The sequence below is a fragment of the Streptococcus oralis subsp. oralis genome, from assembly GCF_002096595.1.
Taxonomy (GTDB): Bacteria; Bacillota; Bacilli; order Lactobacillales; family Streptococcaceae; genus Streptococcus; species Streptococcus oralis_D.
The window spans coordinates 650,242-675,586 of the sequence record NZ_NCUR01000010.1; the positions used below are offsets into that span (position 1 = coordinate 650,242).

Below are 25,345 nucleotides of genomic sequence, written 5' to 3' on the forward strand. Positions count from 1 at the left end.
CAAGAGGTTGGAAAACAGCTTCCAACCCCAAGTATATTACAATTCTACTTTAGCAACTGCTGTTTTAGCTGCAAGAGAACCTGTTTGTTCTAATTTAACTGATTTGAGGACATCACCATTTGTGAAGACAACCACTGTTGATGTTTTGCGTTCTGCTTCTCGAATAGCATCCAAGTCAGCTGTAACAAGAAGATCACCAGCAGCCACTTTTTGTCCTTCAGAGACATGAACAGTAAATGGTTTTCCTTCAAGACTTACTGTATCCAAACCAATATGAACAAGCACTTCAAGACCTGAGTCAGTGACAAGACCAAGAGCGTGTTTTGTTGGGAAGATACTTGATACAGTACCAGTAACTGGAGATACAATGTTACCATTTGCTGGTTCTACTGCAAATCCATCACCCATCATTTTTTGAGCAAAAACTGGATCTTCCACTTGTTCCAAAGCAACAACTTGACCGTCAGCTACTGAGTAAACTTCTTCAGTTACACCTTTGTAGTGTACAGTATTTTGTTGGTTTTCTGTCATTTGGCTTGGAAGAGTTTCAGGAATAATTTCACCTGAGTCAAGAATATCTTGGATATCAGATTTCAATACGTCAGCTTTTGGTCCGTAGATAGCTTGGACACCTTGTCCTTTCATGACAAGACCCATAGCTCCTTCTGCTTTCCATTGTTCCTCAGTACCAACGCGATCTGCATCTTTAACAGTTACACGAAGACGAGTCATACATGCATCCACATCTACGATATTTGCACGACCACCAAGAAGGTTAATGATATTTACGGCTTGAGAAGCTGCTGCAACTTTTGGAGTTCCAGGAGCTGCTTCTTCTGATGCTCCTTCAGCTGTTTCGTAGTTTCCGTTACGTCCTGGAGTTGCGTAGTTGAATTTCTTGATCATGAAGTTGGCAATGAAGTACATGATAACCGCAAAGAGAACAGTTACCCAGATAAAGTTAACGATATCCATACCAATACCAGCATTAATTGCCAATGGTGTACGAGTCAAGAATTCAATTGAACCAAATGAGTGGACACGAAGGTGAACAATATCTGCCATAGCAAAGGCAGCACCTTGAACTAGTGAGTATACAAGGTAAAGAGGAGTTGCGATGAACATGAACATGTACTCGATTGGTTCAGTAACCCCTGTCAAGAATGTTGCAAGAGCTGTCGCAATCATCATACCCTTGTATTGGTGTTTCTTGTCAGCATCAACATTGCGGTAGATAGCCACGATCACACCCATCAAGATACCGAATGAACCGATCATTTGTCCAACTTTGAAACGAGCTGGGTGAACAGTATCTAACAATTGTTGGTAGTGACTTGCATCTGTACCTTTAAGGTTAACAAGGTCTGTTACCCATGCAAGCCATAGTGGGTCTTGACCAAATACTTGAGTACCTTTAGCTGCACCAGTTAAAATATCATAAGTACCACCAAGAGCTGTGTAGTTCATTGGGATTGTCAACATGTGGTGAAGACCGAATGGCAAGAGCAAACGTTCCAAAGTACCATACAAGAATGGTGCAAGGACTGGAGCAGTTTCTTGTGAGTTGGCAATCCAGATACCAAAGCTATTGATACCTGTTTGAACTACTGGCCAGAAAGCAGCAAGTAAAATTGCAGCGATTGCTGAACGAAGAATAACAACAAACGGTACAAAACGTTTCCCGTTGAAGAATGAAAGGGCATCAGGAAGTTTACGGTAGTTGTAGTATTTGTTATAGGCAGTTGCCCCTACAAAACCTGAGATAATCCCTACGAAAACCCCCATGTTAAGCGCTGGTGCCTCAAGAACACTGATAAAGTAGTCAGCAACCTTGATTGAACCACCAAAGAAGGTAGTAACCATTGCTTCAGGGTTTTTCAACATATCACCTGTAACACCGAAGATAGTACCTGTAATACGGTTAATCAAGATAAAGGCAAGTCCGGCTGCAAATGCACCACCTGCACGTTCTTTTGCCCAGCTTCCCCCAATAGCAAGGGCAAACAAGATATGAAGGTTACCGATAACCCCCCAACCAATTTGCTCAAGGATTCCACCTGTAATCACTAGAGGAGCAAGGTTTGGGTCGATCATCACGATTGATTTACCGATTGAGATCATCAATCCCGCCGCTGGCATAACGGCGATAACCACCATTAAAGCCTTACCGAATTTTTGCCAAAATTCGAAAGACAAGACATTTTTGAATGTAGCTTTCATCATTCAAATCTCCTTTATTTTATTTAGGCAAACGTTTTACGAAAACGTTTGCATTTGGTTATGTATTAATTATACCACTTTTATTTTTTTTGTAAAGGCTTTTATAAAAAAATTGTCTATTTTTTTTAATTTTTAAAAAGGAAAAAGAGAAGTTTACGAAAACTTCTCTTTTAAAAATGTATTATTTTTCTGATTTGTTCTGCAATTTGCATTTAAATCCAACTAGATCTTCAAGAATCGACGCATCGAAATCCCTGAACCAATTGAACCAATGAAAATTCCAATTATAAATAATAGGACTGTCATCAGAGGAATAAACACATCTGGTGTAATCATTGACAAGTTTTGACCTACCAAGGATTTATTGACCGATTGATAAACCATATTGTAAACAAAGAAAACAAGGACAGAAGGAATCGCTGCACCAAGCAAGCCAATAAAAGCACCTTCTAGCAAGAATGGACCACGGATGTAGCCATTTCTCGCTCCTACCAGACGCATAATCTGAATCTCACGACTACGTGAAATAATAGTGATACGAATGGTATTGGAAATGAGGAAGACTGCGATAAAAATCAAGAGCCCTGCAATAACCAATCCCCAAACACGGATAAAGGAAGCCAGTTCAAAAAGTCGTTGAGTGTTGGCTCCACCATCTTGAACCTCTGATACTCCCTCAATTTTCTTAGCTTCCTCAGCTACTGTTTTAACATCACTCGGAGAATTTGTGTCAACGATATAAGCATCATAGAGAGGGTTTGCATCCCCTTCAAAGACCTTCCAATCGTCACCCATTGTTTCCGTTAGTTTTTCGTACTGTTCTTCTTTACTTGAGAAGGTAACACTTTTAACAGCAGGTATAGCTTTCAAGGCATCATAGACCTTGTGGTAGTCATTATTGGTAACTGTCTGACCTTCTTTTTCAATCGTTTCACTGTTATCAGCTACATCCTTACGAATGTATACCATGACCCGAACGTTGTTTTCAATATCGGTAGCCAGTTTTGCTGTATTAAAAATTACAGATGCAAACAGGGCAACGAGTGTTAAGGTAATCATAACCGAACTTACTGCTGCTACTGTCATCCAGCCATTTCGTTTTAAACTTTTTAATGATTCAAATAAATGGCGAAAAAATCTACTAATCATCGTATCCATATTCTCCTTTAGCTTCGTCACGAACGACACGGCCATTTTCAATGGCAATGACACGGTGGCGCAAGGTATTTACAATCTGGCTATTGTGAGTCGCCATCAAAACAGTAGTACCTTGGAGATTGATGCGTTCCAACAGATTCATAATTTCCCATGAATTATCTGGGTCCAAGTTTCCTGTTGGCTCATCGGCAATCAATACTTTAGGATTGTTGACAATCGCACGAGCAATAGCAATCCGTTGCTGTTCTCCACCTGAGAGTTCATTCGGGAAAGAACGAACCTTATGTTTCAAACCAACCAGGTCCAATACTTCCATAACACGTTTTTTGATGTTGCGACGGCTCTCACCGATTACTTCCATTGCATAGGCAATATTCTCATAAACGGTCTTCTTAGGCAAAAGTTTGTAATCCTGGAAGACTACCCCAACACTACGACGTAGCAGTGGGACATCTTTCTTCTTAATTTTAACTAAATTAAAGCCTGCAACTGTTAGGCTTCCTTTTTCGATCTTTACTTCTCGGTATAAAGCTCGAATAAAGGTTGACTTACCTGCACCAGAAGGTCCTACGATATAGGCAAACTCTCCTGGTTCAATGGTGACAGAGACACCACGCAGGGCAGTCGTTCCATTGTCATACTTTTTGACAACATCTCTCATTTCAATGATTGACATATGAGTTCCTTTCTATCTTAGCTGATTCGCCACTTGAGGTAGGCATCGATGAAACCATCAAGGTCTCCATCCATGACCTTATCTACCTGAGCAACTTCAAAGCTTGTACGGTGATCTTTTACCATGGTATAAGGCGTGAAAACATATGAACGGATTTGACTTCCCCAAGTGATTTCTTTTTTCTCACCTTTAAGAGAATCGACTTCCGCAGCTTTCTTTTCTTGCTCCATTTGATAAAGCTTAGCCTGCAACATCTTCATGGCACGATCTCTATTTCCATACTGGGTACGATCGACCGTTGATTGGACGACAGTTCCTGTAGGAATGTGTGTCAAACGCACACCTGTTGAAACCTTATTGACATTTTGTCCACCAGCACCACCTGAACGGAAGGTATCCATTTTGATATCATCTTCACGAATCTCCACTTCGATGGTATCATCCAACTCAGGCATAACCTCTACGGATGTAAATGAAGTATGGCGACGTTTGGCAGAGTCAAATGGCGAAATACGGACCAAACGGTGAACACCCATTTCTGATTTAAGTAGACCGTATGCATTGGGTCCTTCAAAAGACAAGGTCACAGATTTGATACCCGCTTCATCACCAGCCTGGTAATCCAATACTTCTACTTTAAAGCCTTTGGCATTTCCATAACGAGTATACATACGAAGCAACATATCGCCCCAGTCCTGTGCCTCAGTACCACCAGATCCTGGATGGATTTCCAAGATTGCATTATTATGGTCATAAGGTTCTGACAAGAGAAGCGTCATCTCGTAACTGGTCATCATCTTATCCAGTTCTGTCAACTGCTCTACCAGTTCATCATGGACTGACTCGTCTTCTGCTAAAAAGTCCAATAAAATCTCAACTTCATCCTGCAACTCTTCCATTTTACGGAATGTGTTGTAGGTGTTTTTTAATTCATTTAATTCTTGCGACGTTTTTTGGGCCGCGATATTATCGTTCCAAAAATCAGGTTCTGTCATCTTGTTTTCCAAGATGGCAATCTCTTCCTCTAAACCTTCGAGGTCAAAGAGACCCCCTAAAAGAAGCTAATTTTTCACGATTTGCGTCAATTTTTTGACGAATTTCTGAAATGTCCATAGATACTCCTTTTCATATCGTTTTATTATACCATAATCTCTCATTTCTTTCCATATTTTGCTTTTCACCGCTTTTGATGGCAGAAGAAAAGAGGCTCTAAAGCCTCTTGTTTAAAGGACTTTAGCAGAGGTATGAGTAATCTCCTCCACTTGAATTCCTTCTTTTTCAAACTTTTCCTTTAATGAAGTCAAATCGATTTTTCCATCAATTTGAACTTCGATGACGACCTTGCCATCCTTACGTGGAATGTTAACAGTATGGGAAATATTTAAATCCTCTTCTACAATTAAAGCTACAATTTTTCCCAGTACTCCGACTTCATTTTCTGTAATGAAACGAACACGAATCCCCTCTTCTCCGTACCCAGCGATTTCCAAGAAAGCCTGAAAAACATCGCGATCTGTAATGACACCGTAGACCTGATGATTGTCTACGACTGGTAAAATCCCAATTTTATTTTTCAGCATCAGGTAGGTCGCATCTTCTAGACTTGCATAGCCAGAAACTGTCACGACATCTCGAATCATTACATCTTTTACTTTGGTTTTATTCAGAAGATAATTCATCTCATAGATAGAGAGACTGGTCGCTTTAGATGGGCTGGCTTCCGCAATGGTTCCTTCTGTTACCAATCCGACTAATTGATCGTTTTCGATAACAGGTAAACGGTGCAAACCTTGCTCGCGCATCAAATCTGCTGCGTGTGCTACAGTCGTATCTGGACTGATATAAACTACCTTACGGGTCATGAAATCTTTAACTGCCATGAGACTTCTCCTTCTATATTGCTACTTTTATTATACACTTTCTTAGAAAATCTATCAAACGCTTTCATCTCTTTTTCAAGATTTTGAGTCTTTTACAAAAAAGAGCTCTAATTTAGAGCCCTATATTTGCAAGTTAGCAAACATTATTTATATTTCTTTCAGTTGTTAAGGATACTAGCAACTAGTATTGAAAACCTATTATCATCTCCGTCCGCAACCTAAACTAGGCTCCCAGACTAGAGGAAAATTTCTTACGCAATTCTTATCTGCCGACTAAAAAGGTCCCCCGGACTATAGAGGGATTGCGTGCGCAATCTCCATCCACAACCTAAACTAGTCTCCCAGACTAGAGGAGAATTGCTTGCGCAATCCTTATCCGCCGACTAAAACAATCCACTGGATTGTTTTAGCCACCTAGGTATGCTTTTCTGACTTCATCTGATGCTGCGAGTTCTTTTCCTGTTCCTGATAGGACGATCTTGCCTGTTTCAAGTACATAACCACGGTCAGAGATAGCAAGGGCCTTGTTAGCGTTCTGTTCAATTAGGAGAACCGTTGTTCCTTGCTTCTGAATATCTTGAATGATATCGAAAATTTCTTGGATAAAGATCGGGGCAAGTCCCATTGACGGCTCATCCAAGAGAAGGAGCTTAGGTGTAGACATGAGAGCGCGTCCCATAGCCAGCATCTGCTGTTCACCACCTGAAAGAGTTGCCGCATCTTGGTTTTTACGCTCTTCAAGACGTGGGAAGCGTGAGAAAACTTTTTTCAAGTTAGCTTGATTTTCTTCACGATTTTTCTTTAAAAAGGCTCCCATTTCTAAGTTTTCCATAACAGTCAAACCTGGGAAAACATGGCGTCCCTCAGGGACTTGTGAAAGGCCACCTGCCACGATTTTTTGCGCAGGCAACTTTTGAATTTCTTTTCCCAAAAACTCAATTTTACCAGCACTTGGACGAACCAAACCTGAAAGGGTACGAAGAATGGTTGTTTTACCGGCACCATTGGCACCGATAAGGGAAACAACTTCACCTTCATTAACCTCGAAACTTACATCACGAACTGCTTGGATCATACCGTAATGCACAGAGAGGTTTTCAACTTTTAACATAGACATTAGGCTTCACCTCCTAGATAAGCTTCAATAACGCGTTTGTTGTTCTTGATCTCATCCGGAGTCCCATGAGCAATCAACCGACCATATTCAAGAACATAGATACGCTCAGTGACTTCCATAACCAAATTCATGTCATGTTCGATAAGCATGATGGTAATTTTAAATTCATCTTTGATACGACGGATCAATTCTGTCAATTCAGCTGTTTCTTGTGGATTCATACCAGCTGCAGGTTCGTCCAAAAAGAGGATCTTAGGTTCAGTTGCCAGAGCACGAACGATTTCTAATCGACGTTGTTGACCATAGGCCAGATTCTTGGCAAGAGTATTTGCGTCACTATCCAAATCAAAAATCTTCAGCAAGTCCAAAGCTTTGCTTTTTAATTCTTCCTCATTCTTATAAAAAGCTGGTAGGCGTAGGAAGCTCGCAAGGACATGTTGTTTATGATGATTGCTAAATGCAATCAAAACATTCTCCAAAACTGTCAAGTCCTTGAACAAACGAATATTTTGGAAAGTACGACTGAGACCAAGTGAAGCAATCTTATAGGGAGTTTTCCCATTTAGGAGGTGACCATCTAGTGTCACAGTACCTTCGCTTGGTTCATAAACACCGGTCAAGAGATTGAAAAGGGTTGTTTTACCAGCTCCGTTTGGTCCAATCAGACCAACCAATTCTCCCTCGTTCAATTCAAGAGTGACATCTCCAACAGCTGTTAGACCGCCAAAATGTTTGGTTAACTGTTTAACTTCAAGTAATGCCATTAGTTTTGTCCCTCCTTCTTCGATTTTTTAAAGAAACGTGATAGACTCAATTCCCATGTCCCAAGAAGTCCACCTGGTCTGAAAATCATAACCAATACAAGAGCCAAAGCGTAGATAATCATACGTACGCTTGCTACATCCTGAAGGAGCATATTTAAAATTCCTAAAACAATCGCTGAAACGATGGTACCAGTAATCGATCCAAGTCCACCAAATACAACGATAATCAACACATTGATGGAATTAATAAAGGTGTAATCTTTTGGAACAACAGATCCGATAAAACCAGCCTGAAGTGAACCAGCAATACTTGCTGTAATAGCACCAAAGACAAAAGCGATAATCTTGATCTTTGTAGTGTTTACCCCAACAGACTCTGCAGCAATCTCATCCTCACGAACAGATAGAGTAGAGCGTCCAATTGGACTACGTAAGAAATTGAGAGTTGCAATAGTTGTGATCGCCACAAAAAGATAAACCATTTGCCAGTTGGTAAAGTTTGGGATACCCAAGATACCAGCGGCACCGTTGGTCAAACTTCCACCATTAATGATAAAGATACGAATGATTTCTGAAACACCTAGTGTCGCAACAGCCAGGTAATCACCCTTCAAACGGAGTGTTGGAATCCCAACGAGCAAAGCGACTGCACCAGAAATCAAGGCACCCAAGACCATTGCTCCAAAGAAGGCACCATAGGTTGGTGATTTTGAACCAATAATCGCTGCTGCATAAGCCCCAATCGCCATAAAACCAGCATGACCGAGTGAGAATTGTCCTGAAAAACCAACGATTAAGTTCAAACCTACTGCAAGGATGATATTAATCCCAATTTGTTCTAAAATTTGGACATGGAATAGATTGAGAACACCAGCAGAAACCAGTACACTAATCAACCCATAACCCGCTAACAGAAGGAATAACCAGAGAATATTTACTTTAAGATTTGTCTTCATTGTTTACACCTTCTCTTTCACATTCTTACCAAGGATACCTGCAGGTCGAACAATCAGAATCAAAAGCAAGATTCCATATACGATAGCATCACGGAAATCAGACATACCGAAGGCAGTAGCAAATGTTTCCAACAAGCCAATCACAAATCCCCCTAGAGCTGCACCAGGAATAATCCCGATACCACCTAGTACGGCCGCAACGAATGATTTTAGACCTGGAGTCACACCCATCAAAGGTTCAAGAGAGTTGTAGTAAAGGGCAATAAGGACTCCTGCTGCACCAGCAAGGGCTGAACCCAAAGCAAAGGTAAAGCTGATTGTACGATTTACATTAATTCCCATCAATTGAGCTGCGTCACTATCAACTGATACCGCACGCATGGCTTTCCCCATTTTTGTTTTTTGGACGATCAATTGCAATAAAACCATCAAGAGGACAGAAACTGCTAAAATCATCAATTGAACATTTGTCAAGCTAATTGGTCCCAAGTCAAAGCGGACTGTTTCAATTGCTTGAGGGAAGGCACGAGTATTGGCACCTACTAGATAAACCATTCCGTATTCCAGTAGGAAAGACACTCCGATGGCAGTAATCAATACAGCAATACGTGTAGAATGTCGCAAAGGACGGTAGGCAAGAAACTCAATCACAACACCAAGTAACGCGGTCCCTGCCATTGAAATAATTAAAGCTAAAAAGAAATCCATTTGGAAAGAATTAATCAAAAAGTAACCAATAAAGGCACCCATCATGTAAATATCGCCATGGGCGAAGTTGATGAGTTTGATAATTCCATAAACCATGGTATAACCCAGAGCCAAAAGTGCATAAACACTACCCAGAATTAGACCATTCACAAGTTGTTGGAGCATAGCATTCACTCTTTTCTATCGTTATTTTTTAGAAAATTTCATTATTTTCACAAGTTCATAAACACCGAAACAGGGAGTGAGTCAAAGGCTCATTCCCCATTTCAAGTACTATTCTAATGTTATGGTTTTACAACTTCTGCTTCTTCAACTTTACCATTGTTCATGGTCATCATGTAAGCAGTTTTCACTGTATTGTGGTCAGCATCAAAGCTTGTTTGACCAGTTACACCATCAAAATCTTTGGTTTTAGCAAGGTTGTCCTTGATTTCACCTGAGTTTTTAGCACCTTTTGCAGCATTTGCTACTAGGTAAACTGAGTCATAGGCCAAAGCTGAGAATGTTGAAGGCTCTTCGTTGTATTTAGCGCGGTATGCTTCAAGGAAAGCTTTAGCTTTTGCAGAAACATCAACTGTGGTTGAGAATCCAGAGATGAAGTAAATGTTTGATGCTCTTTCAGCAGTTGCTTGTTGAACAAATTCTTCACCGTTAAATCCATCACCACCAATGATTGGCTTATCAATTCCCATACCACGAGCTTGGTTTACAATTTTACCTGCTTCTGTGTAGTAACCTGGAACTACGATAGCGTCAAACTCTTTGTCTTTCATTTTAGTAAGGGCTGCTTGGAAGTCAGTATCACCTGCTACGAATGTTTCATCTGCTACAATCTCACCCTTGTAGGCTTCGCGGAAAGATTTAGCAATACCTTTTGCATAGTCACTAGCATTGTCAGTATAAAGAACAACCTTCTTAGCATTCAATTTGTTTGTTACATAGTTAGAAATAATCTTCCCTTGGAAGCTATCTTGGAATGTTCCGATAAATAGGTAATCTTGACCTTTAGTCAAACCGTCTTGAGTAGCACTTGGTGAAATCAATGGCACTCCAGCTTTTGTAGCATTAGCTACAGCTGCAGCAGTTGCACCAGATGTCGCAGGTCCTACAATAGCTGCTACTTTTGATTGGGTAACAAGGTTTGTTGTAACAGAAGCTGCTTCAGCAGTTTCTGACTTGTTGTCTTTGTCTACAACTTCGATTTGTTTTCCATCAATTCCACCTGCAGCGTTGATTTCGTCTACAGCAAGTTGGGCACCTTTTTGTTCAGCTGTACCATAAGCTGCCACAGCACCTGTCTCTTCAAAGTTAAAACCGATTTTAATTGTTTTTTCGTCTACTGGATTTCCAGTTGTGTTTGACGCTCCTGACTTGACCTCTCCACAGGCAGCAAGAAGAGCCACACTAGCAAGAGCCACAAAAGATAGGGCAAATTTTTTCTTCATTTTTAATCTCCTTATAGTTGTTTCAAAAATTGTATGTTAAGAATATACCGAATTATCAGAAAATTGTCAATGTATTTGTTTAACTTTTTAAATGATAACGTTTTCTTCAGTCCGATAGAGATTCCTAACGAAGGGAGTTTCTAGCTCTTGAATATGGCAACGTCTAATTTTCTTGATATATCTTTCCTTACCTAATCTCTCAACTAAGTCATCTAACTCCTCAGTTGGAACATAGAGCTGCAAGTAACGATGTTTTTTGGAATGGTAACAGATATCACCGTATTCCTGAAGTTTTTTTGCATCTCGATTATAGTAGAGATAGATGATTAATCCTGATCGATTTGTTTTTTCAAACATGAGGAAGCCTCTTTCTAAGAAATCTTATCCTATTATATCAAAAAAAGCAAACTCCGTCGAGTTTGCTTTCATGCATTATTAGTTCAAAGAATTGTTGGCCATGATTTCATCAATAAAGCCATATTCAAGTGTTTCTTGGGCACTCATCCAGTAATCACGTTCCGCATCTGCATGAATTTGCTCGACTGATTTACCAGAGTTATCTGCAAGGATTTGCTCCAATGTCTTACGAGTTTTAAGCAAGTGCTCTGCAGCGATTGCCATATCGGTTTGTTGGGTACCACCACCTGTACCACCCATTGGTTGGTGAATCATGTACTCTGCATTTGGAAGCATGAAACGTTTGCCTTTGGCGCCACTTGATGCAATAACAGTCCCCATGGATGCAGCCATCCCCATAACGATTGTTTGGACATCTGCCTTGATAAAGTTCATGGTATCAACGATTGCCAAACCAGCTGAAACAGAGCCCCCAGGTGTATTGACATAAAGGTAAATATCTTTTGTGCTGTCTTGGGCATCCAAGAAAAGTAATTGGGCGATAACGGAGTTGGCCATGTTGTCTTCAACTGGACCTGTTAGCATGATGATGCGGTCTTTCAGAAGACGAGAGTAAATATCATAGGAACGTTCTCCACGGCTTGTTTGTTCAATAACTACAGGAATCATTCATTTCTCCTTTTAATGTTGAATTTTCTTAGTCTTACGACTCAATACAGAACTATTATATCTTTTTGGTCAAAAAAGGTCAAATTTTTGCTCTATTCTCTAAACAGAAACAAAAACTCAACCTCCTTTCAAGTTAAAAACGAACTTCTAGTTTCACTATTTACTTTGGGATTTTATTTAGTACCGAACAAGCGGTCTCCAGCATCTCCAAGACCTGGAACGATATAACCGTGTTCGTTCAAGCGTTCATCCAAGGCTGCTGTAAAGATTTCTACATCTGGGTGTGCTTCTTGAAGAGCTTTCACTCCTTCTGGAGCAGCTACAAGGCAGACAAACTTGATGTTTGATGCCCCACGTTTTTTAAGAGAGTCAACAGCCAAGATAGCTGAACCACCTGTTGCCAACATTGGGTCCACTACAAAGATTTGACGTTGGTCAATGTCCTCAGGCAATTTCACCAAGTATTCAACTGGTTGAAGGGTTTCTTCATCACGGTACATACCAATGTGCCCAACTTTTGCTGCTGGAACCAAGCTCAAGAGGCCATCGACCATTCCGATACCTGCACGCAATATTGGGACAATCGCCAATTTTTTCCCAGCCAATTGTTTTTGAACGGTCTTTGTGATAGGTGTTTCGATTTCAACATCTTCAAGTGGAAGATCACGAAGTACTTCATATCCCATCAACATTGCGATCTCATCTACTAGTTCACGGAAAGCTTTTGTGGAAGTGTCTGTACGACGCAAGATAGACAACTTGTGTTGAATGAGTGGATGATTAATGACTTCAATTTTTCCCATTTTCTGAGTTCCTTCTTTCAATTTATTCCTCTTATTATATCAAAAAACGGTTTAAAAAGCTTTCTAAACCATTTATTTTAATTAATTTTTAAAGCAAATCTGCCTCTTGAAGAGCTGTCTGAACAGTCTCTAATGGTAAATGGGTCAACTCGGTACCTTTTTCTTGATAAAGGTACTGGGCATAGTCATCCATACGGTACTGGTTGATATAGACTACACGTTTGCAACCGACTTGTAAGAGTTGTTTTGTACAGTTCAGACAAGGGAAATGGGTCACATAAGCTGTAAATCCTTTCGGAACCCCTCGTTCGGCTCCTTGGAGAATAGCATTAACCTCGGCGTGAAGGGTTCGGACACAGTGTCCTTCAATGATCAGACATTCGTGGTCAATACAGTGCTCCGTTCCCGATACAGAACCATTGTAACCTGTTGAAATGACCTTATTATCCTTAACGAGGACAGCTCCTACTTTGGCGCGTTTACAAGTAGAACGATTGGCAATCAGTAAGGCTTGAGCCGCAAAGTACTCATCCCAAGCCAGTCTTTTTTCTGTCATAAGTCTTCTCCTTTTCCTCTATTTTTTGAAAAATGGCAAGCGTAAATCTGCAATCTTTTCAGCCGGAACCTTCATGCCATCCTTGATCCATTTGAGCAGAACCGATACGATGGCAGAACTCCAAAAGGAATGAAGGTAGCTACTAACGCCTTTTGACTTTCCGTGGTATTTTTCTAGAAATTCCTGCATGGCTTGGACAAAAATCTTTTCCAAATGGTAATCCAGAGCAAGTTGGATAACCTTGGCTTCTTTCTTGGCTGCGCGGAAAAGGTGAACCCAGACTAGATAAAGATCAGTTTTGACATCGTAGTGGCTCAACTGTTCCATAATGTTATGGACACTGCGTTTAAAGACGCTTTCCAAAATCTCTTCTTTGGAGTCATAGTTACGATAGAAGGCGGCACGAGAGACACCAGCCCGTTTGACCAGCTCCGAAATGCTGATCTTGGCCAAGTCTTTTTTCTCTAGAAGTTGCAAAAGAGCCGTCTCGATTGCTTCTCTGGTTAAAAAATTGGATTCTTGATTTGATTTTCTGAGATTTTCAAGAGATTTTTCAGATATTTTACGTTCAGACATAACAATTTCTTTCTACTTGTGACAACAGAGAGGTGGTACTTTTGTTTCAAGGGCTTTCATGATATAATTGTAAAAAAAGACAGAACCTTTGTCAATGTATAAGTGACAAAGATGGAGAATTTCTATGACTTGGAAGATTGTAGCTGACTCTGGTTGTGATTATCGTCAACTGCCTACTCTTGCTATCGATACTGAATTTGTGAGTGTTCCTTTAACCATTCAAGTTGCTGATCAGGTCTTTATTGATGATGCCAATCTCGACATTGACCACATGATGGAAACCATGTATGCGACTTCTGAGGCTTCAAAATCAGCCTGTCCTAGCCCTGATGATTACCTACGTGCATTTGAAGGTGCTAAGCATATCTTTGTCGTTACTATCACTGGTACTCTTTCAGGTAGCCATAATAGTGCACAGCTCGCTAAGAATATCTATCTGGAAGAACACCCTGACACTCAGATTCATGTGATCGATACATTGTCTGCAGGTGGTGAGGTTGACTTGCTCGTAGAAAAATTAAACGACTTGATTGACCAGGGTTTGTCTTTCGAGGAAGTTGTTGAAGCAATCACTGCCTATCAAGAAAAAACCAAGTTGCTCTTTGTCCTCGCTAAGGTCGATAACTTGGTAAAAAATGGCCGTTTGAGTAAGCTGATTGGTACAGTCGTTGGCCTCCTCAACATCCGTATGGTTGGGGAAGCAAGTGAAACCGGAACCCTAGAACTGCTCCAAAAAGCGCGTGGACCAAAAAAATCCCTTCAAGCAGCCTATGAAGAGCTCATCAAGGCTGGCTATGCTGGTAGTCGAGTTGTCATGGCTCATCGCAACAATGAAAAATTCTGTCAGCAATTGTCAGAACGCTTGCAGGAAACCTTCCCACAAGCCAATATCAAAATCATCCCTACGTCTGGCCTCTGCAGTTTCTATGCAGAAGATGGCGGTTTGTTGATGGGATATGAAATCAACTAAGATTATAAGCAACAAGAGATGCCAAGCATCTCTTGTTTTTTGTGGTACAATAGAGCTATGAAACATTTTGATACTATTGTCATTGGTGGGGGACCTGCTGGCATGATGGCTACGATTTCCAGTAGCTTTTATGGTCAGAAAACTCTTCTCATCGAAAAAAATCGCAAACTTGGCAAAAAATTAGCTGGAACGGGCGGTGGTCGTTGTAATGTGACCAACAATGGAACTTTAGATGACCTACTGGCTGGAATTCCTGGTAACGGGCGATTTTTATACAGTGTATTTTCCCAGTTTGATAACCATGATATCATCAACTTTTTCACGGAAAATGGTGTTAAGCTTAAGGTCGAGGACCACGGACGTGTCTTTCCTGATAGCGATAAATCTCGGACTATTATCGAGGCCTTGGAAAAGAAAATCGCTGAGCTAGGCGGACAAGTTCTCACTCAAACAGAGATTGTTTCGGTTAAAAAGATAGACGACCAGTTTGTCCTGAAATCCGCGGACCAGATCTTCACTTGTGATAAACTCATAGTCACAACAGGTGGAAAATCCTATCCTTCTACTGGTTCGACCGGATTTGGTCACGAAATTGCCCGCCATTTTAAGCACACCATTACCGAGCTTGAAGCTGCTGAGAGCCCATTGTTGACTGATTTTCCACATAAGGCCTTGCAGGGAATTTCCCTAGATGACGTGACCTTAAGCTATGGCAAGCATGTCATCACCCACGATCTGCTCTTTACACACTTTGGTTTTTCAGGCCCTGCTGCTCTACGTATGTCCAGCTTTGTCAAGGGCGGGGAGGTTCTCTCGCTAGATGTTTTGCCTCAACTTTCTGAAGAGGACTTGATTACATTTCTAGAAGATAATCGGGAAAAATCCTTGAAAAATGCTTTAAAAACTTTGCTTCCAGAACGCTTGGCAGAATTTTTGGTGCAAGGCTATCCTGAAAAAGTCAAACAACTAACTGAAAAAGAACGCGAGCAACTACTCCAGTCTATCAAGGCTCTCAAAATTCCTGTGACTGGCAAAATGTCTCTTGCCAAATCCTTTGTAACTAAAGGCGGTGTCAGTCTCAAAGAAATCAATCCTAAAACTCTGGAAAGCAAACTCGTTCCTGGGCTCCACTTTGCTGGCGAGGTACTGGATATCAATGCCCACACGGGTGGCTTTAATATCACTTCTGCACTCTGTACTGGCTGGGTGGCAGGCTCAAATCCAATAAATACCAAATAAGAAAGGAAGTCCTTTGGAACATATTATTTTACTAAGAGGTGTTACTCCTAATGGAAAGAATGCTATCCCGAAAATGTCTTATTTGGTAGATATTCTGACAGAAGCTGGTTTTCAACACGTTCGAACCTATATTCAAAGTGGGAATATCATTCTTGAAAGTGACTTAGATTTAGAAGAAATACGAGAACGCGTTCATACTCTGATAAAGGAAAAAATTGGGGCCGACTTAAAAATGGTTATCAAGAATAAGAACGATTTTGAAAAGATTGTTCATGAGAATCCATTTAGAGAAGACTATCTTTACGATCGTATACATGTGATTTTTTATCAGGGATTTATCCAAAGTCTGCCACTAGAAAAATTGAAAGCTGACTACGGTGAAGAAGAAATTTGTGTAGGTGATCACTGTCTCTACCTCTATCTCCCTAGAACTGCAAAACAAAAAAAGCTCAATACCAACTATCTTGAAAAATTGTTTGGCGTGGTTCTGACCATGCGAAAGTTAAACGTAGTTGAAAAACTATTAACCAAATAGTACTTGAAACCAGAAAAAATCAGCAGAGGTAACTCCGCTGATTTTTATTTTGTCTGTGTCTGAACATAAGTCGCAATGACATCTGATGTGTACTGGGCTGTTCCAGCTCCAAATTTGTCAATGTTTTCCTTAAACTCTGGGTTATAGACGTAGCCTTTGCCGATATGGCCGAAGACCTCAATAGAGCAGTCAAATCCATAAGTACGAATAGCTTGCAAGAGTTTGGCTGCTTGCTCTTGGTTTTCGGTTGCTTTTGCAGGTAAACCAGCTTGAAGATTTTGTGACAAGGCTCGAAAGACTTGATTGAAGGCAGCCGTAGCTTCGTCTTCGTGACCTTTTTGGCGCTCGAGCGCTTGGTCCATGACTTCTTGTCCATATTTCTCTACCGCCTCTTGGTGGTATTTTTGATGGTCTTGGTAGTTAAATCCAGTGAATTTTTCCTCAATCGTCATTTTTCTTTCTCCTTTTTGTTCTTGAATGGTTTTTTGCAAGGTGGAAATCAAGGTATCCAGATGTTGCCTTTCTCGAGTCAAATAGTCCAACTGCCTAGTCAAATGGGGCAATAAATCTGTCCTTTCTTCCTTTAACAGCTCTGCTATTTTTTCTAAAGAAAAGCCTAGATATTTGTAGTAAAGAATGACTTGAAGGCGTTCCAAATCCTCTTGACTATAAGTTCGATAGCCGTTTTCCAACTTTAAGGGAACCAGAAGTCCTATCTTATCGTAGTGGTGCAGGGTCTTGACAGAGACACCCGAAAGCTGCGCAGCTTCTTTGATATGGTACATGATTTCCTCCTTATACTCAATGAAAATCAAAGAGCAAACTAGGAAGCTAGCCGCAAGTTGTACTTGAGTACGGTAAGGCGACGCTGACGTGGTTTGAATTTGATTTTCGAAGAGTATTACATTGATAGTATAACCCCTCCCCCTAGGTCAGAGTCAAGCGTTTTTGCGAAAAATTTTTAACTTTTTGAGAAAGGTGTGAAAACTTGAAAATGGTTTTCTTGACAGACCTTAGAAAACATGATAGGATAGTCAAGTCTATCAATCAAACAGAAGGCTCATAAAGAGCCATTGAGAGAAGGCTATTTGACAACTCAAGTAGCCTTTTCTTATTTTAAAAAAGGAGATTGGAGTTTCAACTATGTCAGAAAAATCGCAATGGGGCTCGAAACTTGGCTTTATTCTAGCATCTGCTGGCTCAGCCATCGGGCTTGGTGCCGTTTGGAAGTTTCCCTATATGACTGCTGCAAATGGCGGTGGAGGCTTTTTACTGGTCTTTCTCATTTCCACTATTTTAATCGGTTTCCCTCTCCTGCTGGCTGAATTTGCCCTTGGTCGTAGTGCTGGCGTTTCCGCTATCAAAACCTTTGGAAAACTGGGCAACAATAACAAGTACAACTTTATCGGTTGGATTGGTGCCTTTGCCCTCTTTATCCTTCTCTCCTTTTACAGTGTTATCGGAGGATGGATTCTAGTATATCTGGGTATTGAGTTTGGGAAATTATTCCAGCTTGGTGGAACGGGTGATTATGCTCAGTTATTTACTTCAATCATTTCAAATCCAGCCATTGCCCTAGGAGCTCAAGCAGCCTTTATCTTATTGAATATCTTTATTGTATCACGTGGGGTTCAAAAAGGGATCGAAAGAGCTTCGAAAGTCATGATGCCGCTACTCTTTATCATCTTTGTCGTGATTATTGGGCGCTCTCTCAGCTTGCCAAATGCCATGGAAGGGGTTCTCTACTTTCTCAAACCAGACTTTTCAAAACTAACTAGCGCTGGTCTCCTCTATGCTCTGGGTCAATCTTTCTTTGCTCTCTCACTAGGGGTGACAGCCATGCTGACATATGCATCCTACTTGGACAAGAAAACCAATCTGGTCCAGTCAGGGATTTCCATCGTAGCTATGAACATCTCGGTATCCATCATGGCGGGACTTGCCATTTTCCCAGCCATGTCAGCCTTCAATATCCAGTCTGAAGGGGGACCAAGCCTGCTCTTTATCGTCTTGCCTCAACTCTTTGACAAGATGCCTTTTGGAACCATTTTCTACATCCTCTTCCTCTTGCTCTTCCTCTTTGCGACGGTCACTTCCTCTGTCGTGATGCTGGAAATCAATGTGGGCAATATCACCAACCAGGACAATCGCAAGCGTGCCAAGTGGAGTGCCATTTTAGGAATCTTGACCTTTGTCTTTGGAATTCCTTCAGCCCTTTCTTACGGTGTTATGGCGGATGTTCACATTTTGGGGAAGACTTTCTTTGATGCTATGGACTTCTTGGTTTCCAATCTCCTCATGCCATTTGGAGCTCTCTGCCTGTCACTCTTTACAGGCTATATCTTTAAAAATGCTCTTGCTAAGGAGGAACTCCATCTTGATGAAACAGCATGGAAACAGGGACTGTTCCAAGTCTGGCTCTTCCTTCTTCGTTTCATCATTCCAATCATCATCATCGTGGTCTTCATCGCCCAATTTATGTAATCAAAAAGGACTTGAGTAGTAAACTCAGGCCCTTTCTTTTTTATGGATGGCTAACAATCAATTCCAGACCTTGCCCTTCCAATGTCCAAGCTTCAACATCACTTGGTAGGATAAAGTGGCTACCTTTTTGGATTGGATAATTTTTCCCGTCAACAGTTAGTTGACCTTGACCAGCCAAGACACTGAATAAGCTGTAGTCAGCTGTCTTTTCGAAGTCAACTTTTCCAGTAATTTCCCACTTGTAAACTGCAAAGAAATCATTGGATACAAGGAGAGTGGAACGTAAATCATCTGCTTTGATAGTTACAGGACGGCTATTGGCAGGCTCGCCAATATTCAAGACATCGATAGATTTTTCAAGGTGAAGTTCACGCAAGTTGCCATTATCATCCTTACGGTCAAAGTCATAGACACGGTAAGTGGTATCGCTAGATTGCTGAGTTTCAAGAATCAAAATTCCTGCTCCGATAGCGTGCATGGTGCCACTTGGTACATAGAAGAAATCTCCAGCCTTTACAGGAACTTTTGTCAACAAGGCATCCCAGTTCTTGTCCTCGATTTGCTGGCGGAGTTCTTCTTTTGACTTGGCATTGTGACCATAGATAATTTCTGAACCTTCATCCGCTGCGATAATGTACCAGCATTCTGTTTTTCCAAGTTCACCTTCATGCTCTAGTCCATAGGCATCGTCTGGGTGAACTTGGACACTGAGCCAGTCGTTGGCATCCAGAATCTTAGTCAAAAGTGGAAATACAGGCTCAGGACGATTGCCAAACAATTCACGATGTTCCGCATACAAAGTAGCGAGGTCTGTTCCCTGGTAGCGTCCATTGGCAACTTTAGAGACTCCATTTGGATGGGCTGAGATGGCCCAATATTCTCCGATTTTTTCACTTGGGATGTCGTAACCAAACTCATCACGTAGCTTGGTTCCACCCCAGATTTTTTCTTGCATAACTGATTGTAAAAATAATGGTTCTGACATGTCGATCTCCTGTCTGATTTTTCTCCCCTCATTATAGCAAAAAGCTCCATCTAATTGAACTCTTTTTCACATATTATAAAGTAGGGAGAAGATTTTATAAAAATAGTGAACAAATGTGCTCTACTCAATGCTTGCACCATTGCTGGCAATGACATCCTTGTACCAGTAGAAGGATTTCTTCTTGCTACGTTTGAGGCTTCCATGACCAGCATTATCTCGATCTACATAGATAAAGCCATAGCGCTTGTTCATTTCGCCTGTTCCAGCTGAAACCAGATCGATACAGCCCCAAGTCGTATAACCAAGCAAGTCAACGCCATCTTGGTAAATGGCATCTCGCATGGCCTTGATATGAGCCTCTAAGTAAGCAATCCGATAGTCATCTGCTACATGACCATTCTCATCCGGTGTATCCATAGCACCTAGACCGTTTTCCACGATGAACATTGGCTTTTGGTAACGATCCCAGATAGCATTGAGGGTGATACGAAGACCAAGTGGGTCAATCTGCCATCCCCATTCTGAGGATTCAAGATAAGGATTTTTGAGAGAGGCAAAGATATTTCCAGCAGTTAATTCTTTAACTTCTGGATCACCTGAGGCTACTAGACTTGCATAGTAAGAGAAGGAAACAAAGTCAACAGTATTGTCCTTCAACAACTCTAAATCTTCTGCAGTCATTTGAATCTCGATTCGCTCACGCTCCCACTGCTTCTTGGCGTAGTTTGGGTATTCCCCACGCGCTTGAACATCAATGAAGAAGTAACTCTTGCGGTCTTCCTCCATGGCTGCCCAGTAGTCTCTTGGATGGGCTGTGTTAGGATAGTATTGCCCTGCAGCCAACATACATCCCACCTTATTTTCTGGGTCAATTTCGTGGGCAATCTTTGTCGCAAGAGCTGAAGCTACCAACTCATAGTGTGCAGCCTGATATTTAACCAGTTCTTGATTTTCTCCTTCTTCAAAACAGAGCCCAGCTCCCATAAAGGGGGCATGGAGAATCATGTTGATTTCGTTGAAGGTAAGCCAATATTTGACCAAACCCTTATAGCGGGTAAAGAGTGTGCGACAAAGTTTTTCATAGAAGTCTAACATCCGACGATTGCGCCAACCACCGTACTCTGTAATCAAGTGCATAGGACAGTCGAAATGAGTGATAGTCACCAGAGGTTGGATACCATACTTGTGGCACTCCTTAAATAAATCCTCATAAAAGGCTAGACCAGCTTCATTTGGCACTGTTTCGTCGCCCTTAGGAAAAATCCGAGTCCAAGCAATGGATAGACGATAAGTCTTAAAGCCCATTTCCGCAAAAAGGGCAATATCTTCCTTGTAATGATGGTACATATCAATAGCTTGCTTGGCTGGGTAAAAATAGCCCTCCTCAAACGAAAACATCTTTTTCTGACCTGTGATAATGGCTTCACGATCTGGACCGATGGGGACGACATCCACATTCGCCAATCCACGACCTTCTAAATTATAAGCACCCTCACACTGGTTGGCAGCTGTCGCTCCGCCCCACAAGAAACCATCCGGAAAAGTCAGTTTTTCGGTCATAACTCTACTCACTTTCTTATTTGCTTGTTCATTTACTTATATTATAACTTATTCTGTAAACCTTTTCTTATAAAATACTGTGACATACTGATACTATTCTACTATTTAAGTTTATCAGATTGTTTTTTAAAAAATTATCCTCTAGAAAAAGTAAATAGCCTCCCCTGAAACAAAAAAGAAGACTGAAAACTAGTCTCCTCTGTTCCTTTTAAATCAAAGCTGTAATAACCGTCACTAGGCCAAAAATAATACCTGGTGCATTAGCTGCTGCAAGGGGGATATCTCTTTCTTTTTTGAAAAGACCGTAGTAAACCCAGAGACTACAGTTGATGGCAGCAACCAAGGGCTGGATGAAATTTCCTTTTTGACCAGCCAGATTGTTCATGATTTGTGGGAAGTAAGACACATACATCATAACAGACATAAAGGTCGCTACCCAACCTAAAATTTTCATTTGTTTTTCAGACATTTTCAAAACCTCTTTCATTTTTACTGAATCTTATTTTAAAATATTCTTTCAAAACAATCAAGTCTTTAAAACTTTTGTTATAAAGATATAAACTATCACAATCTTGTTATAAGAAAGAGGGAACAGAAAAAAGACCGAATTGCTCCGTTCTGTTTACTCAATCAAATATTAGAAAATGAATACTCCTTTTCAATGAATCGATTGATTGATGGTAAATAAGCCGTTAGAAATTATTGACAGTATCGAAATTTTCTAGTAAAATGAATTTTGTTAATACCTAAATGGTGTGTAGTTTTCTATCAACATAGTCAGGAGAAAAGGAACTTATGCTAAAAAAATTTAATGAATTGTCACTGAAAGATAAGGCTTATCTAATTGGCGGTTTGAGCTTATTAGTCATTGTGATCTCATTTGGTCTACTCAATCGTCAAACAGTAACTGTCAGTCTTGTCTTTACACAACTATCTGCTCCCTTGATTTTGGTGATTTTTACTTGTCTAGTAATCGGGATCATTGCTGGTAGTGCTATTGGTATTAGCTATCACCATAACAAGACTCAAGATCTGAGAAGCCGCATTGCTGAAGCAGAAGCGACTATCAATATAAAAGACAGGGAGCTTGTCCAGTACGAGGAACAGGTGCAACAATTAAAACAGGAAGCCAAACAATAAGTGTAGAAATCATAACCACCCGTGAAAACGGGTGGTTTTTTGTCTCGCACCTAACGGAGCGAGACGGACTGAAAGTCGCATAAATACAAAAAAGATCGAATTGCTCCGATCTTTTTAAGTTTCACTCCAAGAATGTTTAGATAAAAAATTTGATAATAGAATTACCTACTTCATACGATAAAAATCAATCACTAGACCAGCAGGCCCTTTAACTAATAAGGACTCTGTTCCCCAATCGGTTACAGTTGGTCCGTTTAAAACCTGGATACCAAGTTCTTTCAACCGTTGGTAATTCTGGTCTACATCCTCAACCTCGATATGAAGAATGATTCCTGACTGAAAATCTTCCAAAGGAATCAAATGATTTTGGGACAACATCAGACAGTGACTGCCAATCGTAAACTGAGCAAAACTGTCATCAACATAATCGGGCTTTTTATCCAAAATACGCTCCAAGTCAGCACAGACTTGGGGAACATCTGAAACGATAATATCTAATTGATTTAAATTCATTTACTATCCTCCATAAAAAGACCGGATTGCTCCGATCTTTTTAAGTTCCACGAAGGAATTATTTAATTGCGCGTGATTGCAATCCTTCTTCTTCCAAGAAGAGGCGGAATGGTACGAGTTCTTCTGCTTCGTATTTTTCCTTGAAGTCTTTGATTGCTTCTTCTGAGTGAAGTTTTGGATCCAATTCAAGTACTTCTACTGGAAGTGGACGGTGTGGAGTGATGCGAGCATCGATCACAACAGTTTTACCTTCTTTGTTGAGTTTAACAGCTTCTGCAACAACTGCATCGATGTCTTCGATACGGTCAACTGTAAATCCTACAGCACCTTGAGCTTCAGCGATTTTCGCATAGTCAGCATTAGGGAAGTCACAACCAAACAAGTGTTTGTTTGTGTCTTCGTATTTGTCCTTGATGAAGGCATATTTACCATTTGAGAAGACAACGTTGATAACTGGAAGGTCGTATTGAACGTTTGTGATAACGTCTGGGTAGCACATGTTGAATGCACCGTCACCCATGATGTTCCATACTTGGCGATCTGGATTGTCTTTCTTAGCAGCGATACCACCAGGAAGGGCAATACCCATTGTCGCAAAGAGTGGAGATGTACGCCACATGTTCTTAGGTGTCATGTGAAGGTGACGAGTAGATGTTTGAGTAGTGTCACCTACGTCGATTGAGTAGATAGCGTCTTGATCAGCATGTTTGTTGATTGCATTGTAAACTTGATACAATTGCAATTCACCCTCAGTTTTACCTTCGATTTTGTTCATGTAATCACGCCAGTTTTGGTTGTTCTTAACGTTTGCACGCCACCATGGAGTAGATTCAACTGGGTTCACTTTGTCAAGGATAGCTTTAGCTGCTTGACCTGCATCACCAAGGATTGAAGCGTCTAGGGCATGACGTTTACCAAGTTTGTAAGGGTCGATATCCACTTGGATGAATTTTTCAGTGTTCTTGAAGGCTTCGTAAACTTCAGCAAATGGGAAGTTTGAACCAAGGAAAAGAACTGTGTCTGCTTCGAAGACCACTTCGTTGGCTGGTTTCCAACCAACACGGTAAGCAGAACCTGTCAAACCTTCGTAGTTCCATTCAAAGGCTTCAAAGTTTTTACCAGTTGTGATGATTGGTGCTTTGATTTTACGTGACAATTCAGTAATCACTTCACCTGCTTTAACACCACCGTAACCAGCATAGATAACTGGACGTTCAGCATTGTTCAAGATTTCAACAGCTTTGTCGATTTCAACTTCGTTCAAGGCAGGAGCGATGAATGAACGTTCGTATGAACCTGAACCGTAGTATGAGTTTTCGTCGATTTCTTGGAAACCGAAGTTTACTGGGATTTCAACAACAGCTGGACCTTTTTTAGAAACTGCAGCACGGCAAGCTTCGTCGATTACTTTTGGCAATTGCTCAGCGTAAGCGACACGTTTGTTGTAGACAGCGATACCGTTGTACATTGGGTTTTGGTTCAATTCTTGGAAGGCATCCATGTTGAGTTCGTTAACAGGACGTGATCCAAGGATAGCAAGGAATGGAGTGTTATCCATAGCTGCATCGTAAACACCGTTAATCAAGTGAGTCGCACCTGGACCACCTGAACCTACTGCAACCCCGATTGAGCCGCCGAATTTAGCTTGCATGACCGCAGCAAGAGCACCTGTTTCTTCGTGGCGAACTTGCAAGAAGCGGATATCTTTGTCTTCAGCCAAAGCGTCCATCAATGAGCTGAGTGTTCCTGATGGGATACCGTAGATTGTGTCTACGCCCCATGTTTTCAATACGTTGAGCATTGCTGCTGATGCAGTAATTTTCCCTTGAGTCATAATGATAACTCTCCTTCAAATATTTTTAAAACTTGATAAATCCGTTTTCATATACTAATTGGAAACGTTTCAGCAAATTTTTACTCTACTACTTTACCACATTTGTTTTGGGTCTCCTAAGAATGTGCTCAGAAGTTTTTATTCTCTATTACAGTACAGTTTGAAAACGTTTTTAGAATCTGTTTTATAATAAAAAGCGA

Annotated in this window: 26 protein-coding genes; 5 read left to right on the top strand and 21 right to left on the bottom strand. The window is 40.9% G+C overall.

From position 1 onward, the window contains the following. Positions 1 to 36 precede the first annotated feature (36 nt). From B7714_RS07600 to B7714_RS07675, 15 genes are all read right to left on the bottom strand, one after another. A complete protein-coding gene (locus tag B7714_RS07600) occupies positions 37 to 2,223 on the bottom strand; it encodes a PTS transporter subunit IIBC (protein ID WP_084860138.1) in 2,187 nt (728 codons plus the stop codon). 219 nt (positions 2,224 to 2,442) lie between these two features. Then, positions 2,443 to 3,369 carry a permease-like cell division protein FtsX gene (gene ftsX, locus B7714_RS07605; RefSeq protein WP_000625554.1) on the bottom strand — a complete coding sequence of 309 codons (927 nt, stop codon included), beginning with the start codon at positions 3,367 to 3,369 and terminating at the stop codon, positions 2,443 to 2,445. Beyond that, positions 3,362 to 4,054: a cell division ATP-binding protein FtsE gene (gene ftsE / locus B7714_RS07610; protein WP_000022275.1), complete on the bottom strand. Its 693-nt coding sequence runs from the start codon at positions 4,052 to 4,054 to the stop codon at positions 3,362 to 3,364. Before ftsE ends, ftsX begins: the two co-directional genes overlap by 8 nt. Positions 4,055 to 4,071: 17 nt before the next feature. Next, positions 4,072 to 5,167, bottom strand: a protein-coding gene (gene prfB, locus B7714_RS07615; RefSeq protein ID WP_096753628.1) for a peptide chain release factor 2 whose coding sequence is annotated in 2 segments (ribosomal slippage) — positions 4,072 to 5,094 and positions 5,096 to 5,167 — 1,095 coding nt in all. Because the reading frame shifts where the segments join, the coding sequence is not laid out codon by codon here. A 110-nt stretch (positions 5,168 to 5,277) separates the two neighbouring features. Next, complete coding sequence (locus B7714_RS07625) at positions 5,278 to 5,934, bottom strand: CBS domain-containing protein (protein ID WP_044021082.1); 657 nt, start codon at positions 5,932 to 5,934, stop codon at positions 5,278 to 5,280. Positions 5,935 to 6,340: 406 nt separating this feature from the next. After that, positions 6,341 to 7,051 (bottom strand): ABC transporter ATP-binding protein, encoded by a 711-nt coding sequence (locus B7714_RS07630; protein ID WP_000062204.1) that lies wholly within the window; start codon positions 7,049 to 7,051, stop codon positions 6,341 to 6,343. Continuing rightward, complete coding sequence (locus tag B7714_RS07635) at positions 7,051 to 7,815, bottom strand: ABC transporter ATP-binding protein (RefSeq protein ID WP_001186018.1); 765 nt, start codon at positions 7,813 to 7,815, stop codon at positions 7,051 to 7,053. The genes B7714_RS07630 and B7714_RS07635 overlap by 1 nt, the downstream gene beginning before the upstream one ends. Beyond that, complete coding sequence (locus B7714_RS07640) at positions 7,815 to 8,771, bottom strand: branched-chain amino acid ABC transporter permease (RefSeq protein WP_084860139.1); 957 nt, start codon at positions 8,769 to 8,771, stop codon at positions 7,815 to 7,817. Before B7714_RS07640 ends, B7714_RS07635 begins: the two co-directional genes overlap by 1 nt. 3 nt (positions 8,772 to 8,774) lie before the next feature. Then, positions 8,775 to 9,644: a branched-chain amino acid ABC transporter permease gene (locus tag B7714_RS07645; RefSeq protein WP_000941413.1), complete on the bottom strand. Its 870-nt coding sequence runs from the start codon at positions 9,642 to 9,644 to the stop codon at positions 8,775 to 8,777. 119 nt (positions 9,645 to 9,763) lie between these two features. After that, positions 9,764 to 10,924, bottom strand: a complete 1,161-nt coding sequence (locus B7714_RS07650) for an ABC transporter substrate-binding protein (protein ID WP_000726128.1) — start codon at positions 10,922 to 10,924, stop codon at positions 9,764 to 9,766. 87 nt (positions 10,925 to 11,011) lie between these two features. Next, the gene (locus B7714_RS07655) at positions 11,012 to 11,281 is read right to left on the bottom strand and encodes a YlbG family protein (RefSeq protein WP_084849436.1); all 270 of its coding nucleotides are present in this window, start codon (positions 11,279 to 11,281) and stop codon (positions 11,012 to 11,014) included. Positions 11,282 to 11,359: 78 nt separating this feature from the next. Next, positions 11,360 to 11,950: an ATP-dependent Clp protease proteolytic subunit ClpP gene (gene clpP / locus B7714_RS07660; RefSeq protein ID WP_000613466.1), complete on the bottom strand. Its 591-nt coding sequence runs from the start codon at positions 11,948 to 11,950 to the stop codon at positions 11,360 to 11,362. Positions 11,951 to 12,123: 173 nt separating this feature from the next. Continuing rightward, positions 12,124 to 12,753, bottom strand: a complete 630-nt coding sequence (upp, locus tag B7714_RS07665) for a uracil phosphoribosyltransferase (RefSeq protein ID WP_002878997.1) — start codon at positions 12,751 to 12,753, stop codon at positions 12,124 to 12,126. Positions 12,754 to 12,841: 88 nt separating this feature from the next. Then, positions 12,842 to 13,309: a deoxycytidylate deaminase gene (locus B7714_RS07670; protein WP_084860140.1), complete on the bottom strand. Its 468-nt coding sequence runs from the start codon at positions 13,307 to 13,309 to the stop codon at positions 12,842 to 12,844. An 18-nt stretch (positions 13,310 to 13,327) separates the two neighbouring features. After that, entirely contained in the window at positions 13,328 to 13,885 is a 558-nt protein-coding gene (locus B7714_RS07675; RefSeq protein ID WP_000003897.1) for a TetR/AcrR family transcriptional regulator, read from the bottom strand. Between the two features lie 124 nt (positions 13,886 to 14,009). On the opposite strand from B7714_RS07675, the gene B7714_RS07680 reads away from it, so the two are divergent. The 3 genes from B7714_RS07680 to B7714_RS07690 are packed head-to-tail and all read left to right on the top strand — an operon-like array spanning position 14,010 to position 16,629. After that, positions 14,010 to 14,855 carry a DegV family protein gene (locus B7714_RS07680; protein WP_084860141.1) on the top strand — a complete coding sequence of 282 codons (846 nt, stop codon included), beginning with the start codon at positions 14,010 to 14,012 and terminating at the stop codon, positions 14,853 to 14,855. Between the two features lie 57 nt (positions 14,856 to 14,912). After that, positions 14,913 to 16,094: an aminoacetone oxidase gene (gene aao, locus B7714_RS07685; RefSeq protein ID WP_084849538.1), complete on the top strand. Its 1,182-nt coding sequence runs from the start codon at positions 14,913 to 14,915 to the stop codon at positions 16,092 to 16,094. Positions 16,095 to 16,107: 13 nt separating this feature from the next. Beyond that, the gene (locus tag B7714_RS07690; RefSeq protein ID WP_008278230.1) at positions 16,108 to 16,629 is read left to right on the top strand and encodes a DUF1697 domain-containing protein; all 522 of its coding nucleotides are present in this window, start codon (positions 16,108 to 16,110) and stop codon (positions 16,627 to 16,629) included. A gap of 44 nt (positions 16,630 to 16,673) precedes the next feature. Here the strand turns inward: B7714_RS07690 and B7714_RS07695 are convergent, their stop codons facing one another. After that, the gene (locus tag B7714_RS07695; protein WP_042902529.1) at positions 16,674 to 17,414 is read right to left on the bottom strand and encodes a MerR family transcriptional regulator; all 741 of its coding nucleotides are present in this window, start codon (positions 17,412 to 17,414) and stop codon (positions 16,674 to 16,676) included. A 358-nt stretch (positions 17,415 to 17,772) separates the two neighbouring features. Here B7714_RS07695 and B7714_RS07700 point away from each other — a divergent pair, with 358 nt between their 5' ends. After that, a complete protein-coding gene (locus B7714_RS07700) occupies positions 17,773 to 19,113 on the top strand; it encodes a sodium-dependent transporter (RefSeq protein WP_084860142.1) in 1,341 nt (446 codons plus the stop codon). Positions 19,114 to 19,153: 40 nt separating this feature from the next. On the opposite strand, the gene manA is transcribed toward B7714_RS07700, so the two are convergent. From manA to B7714_RS07715, 3 genes are all read right to left on the bottom strand, one after another. Continuing rightward, entirely contained in the window at positions 19,154 to 20,098 is a 945-nt protein-coding gene (gene manA / locus B7714_RS07705) for a mannose-6-phosphate isomerase, class I (protein ID WP_049516551.1), read from the bottom strand. Positions 20,099 to 20,218: 120 nt separating this feature from the next. Next, positions 20,219 to 21,658, bottom strand: a complete 1,440-nt coding sequence (locus B7714_RS07710; RefSeq protein WP_000136868.1) for a 6-phospho-beta-glucosidase — start codon at positions 21,656 to 21,658, stop codon at positions 20,219 to 20,221. Positions 21,659 to 21,866: 208 nt separating this feature from the next. Further along, a complete protein-coding gene (locus tag B7714_RS07715; RefSeq protein WP_001291472.1) occupies positions 21,867 to 22,127 on the bottom strand; it encodes a SemiSWEET family transporter in 261 nt (86 codons plus the stop codon). 326 nt (positions 22,128 to 22,453) lie between these two features. Here B7714_RS07715 and B7714_RS07720 point away from each other — a divergent pair, with 326 nt between their 5' ends. Then, complete coding sequence (locus B7714_RS07720) at positions 22,454 to 22,798, top strand: lipopolysaccharide assembly protein LapA domain-containing protein (RefSeq protein WP_000913393.1); 345 nt, start codon at positions 22,454 to 22,456, stop codon at positions 22,796 to 22,798. 165 nt (positions 22,799 to 22,963) lie between these two features. On the opposite strand, the gene B7714_RS07725 is transcribed toward B7714_RS07720, so the two are convergent. Continuing rightward, the gene (locus B7714_RS07725; protein WP_001052638.1) at positions 22,964 to 23,311 is read right to left on the bottom strand and encodes a VOC family protein; all 348 of its coding nucleotides are present in this window, start codon (positions 23,309 to 23,311) and stop codon (positions 22,964 to 22,966) included. A gap of 58 nt (positions 23,312 to 23,369) precedes the next feature. Then, positions 23,370 to 25,145 (bottom strand): pyruvate oxidase, encoded by a 1,776-nt coding sequence (gene spxB, locus B7714_RS07730; protein ID WP_000191804.1) that lies wholly within the window; start codon positions 25,143 to 25,145, stop codon positions 23,370 to 23,372. Positions 25,146 to 25,345 lie beyond the last annotated feature (200 nt).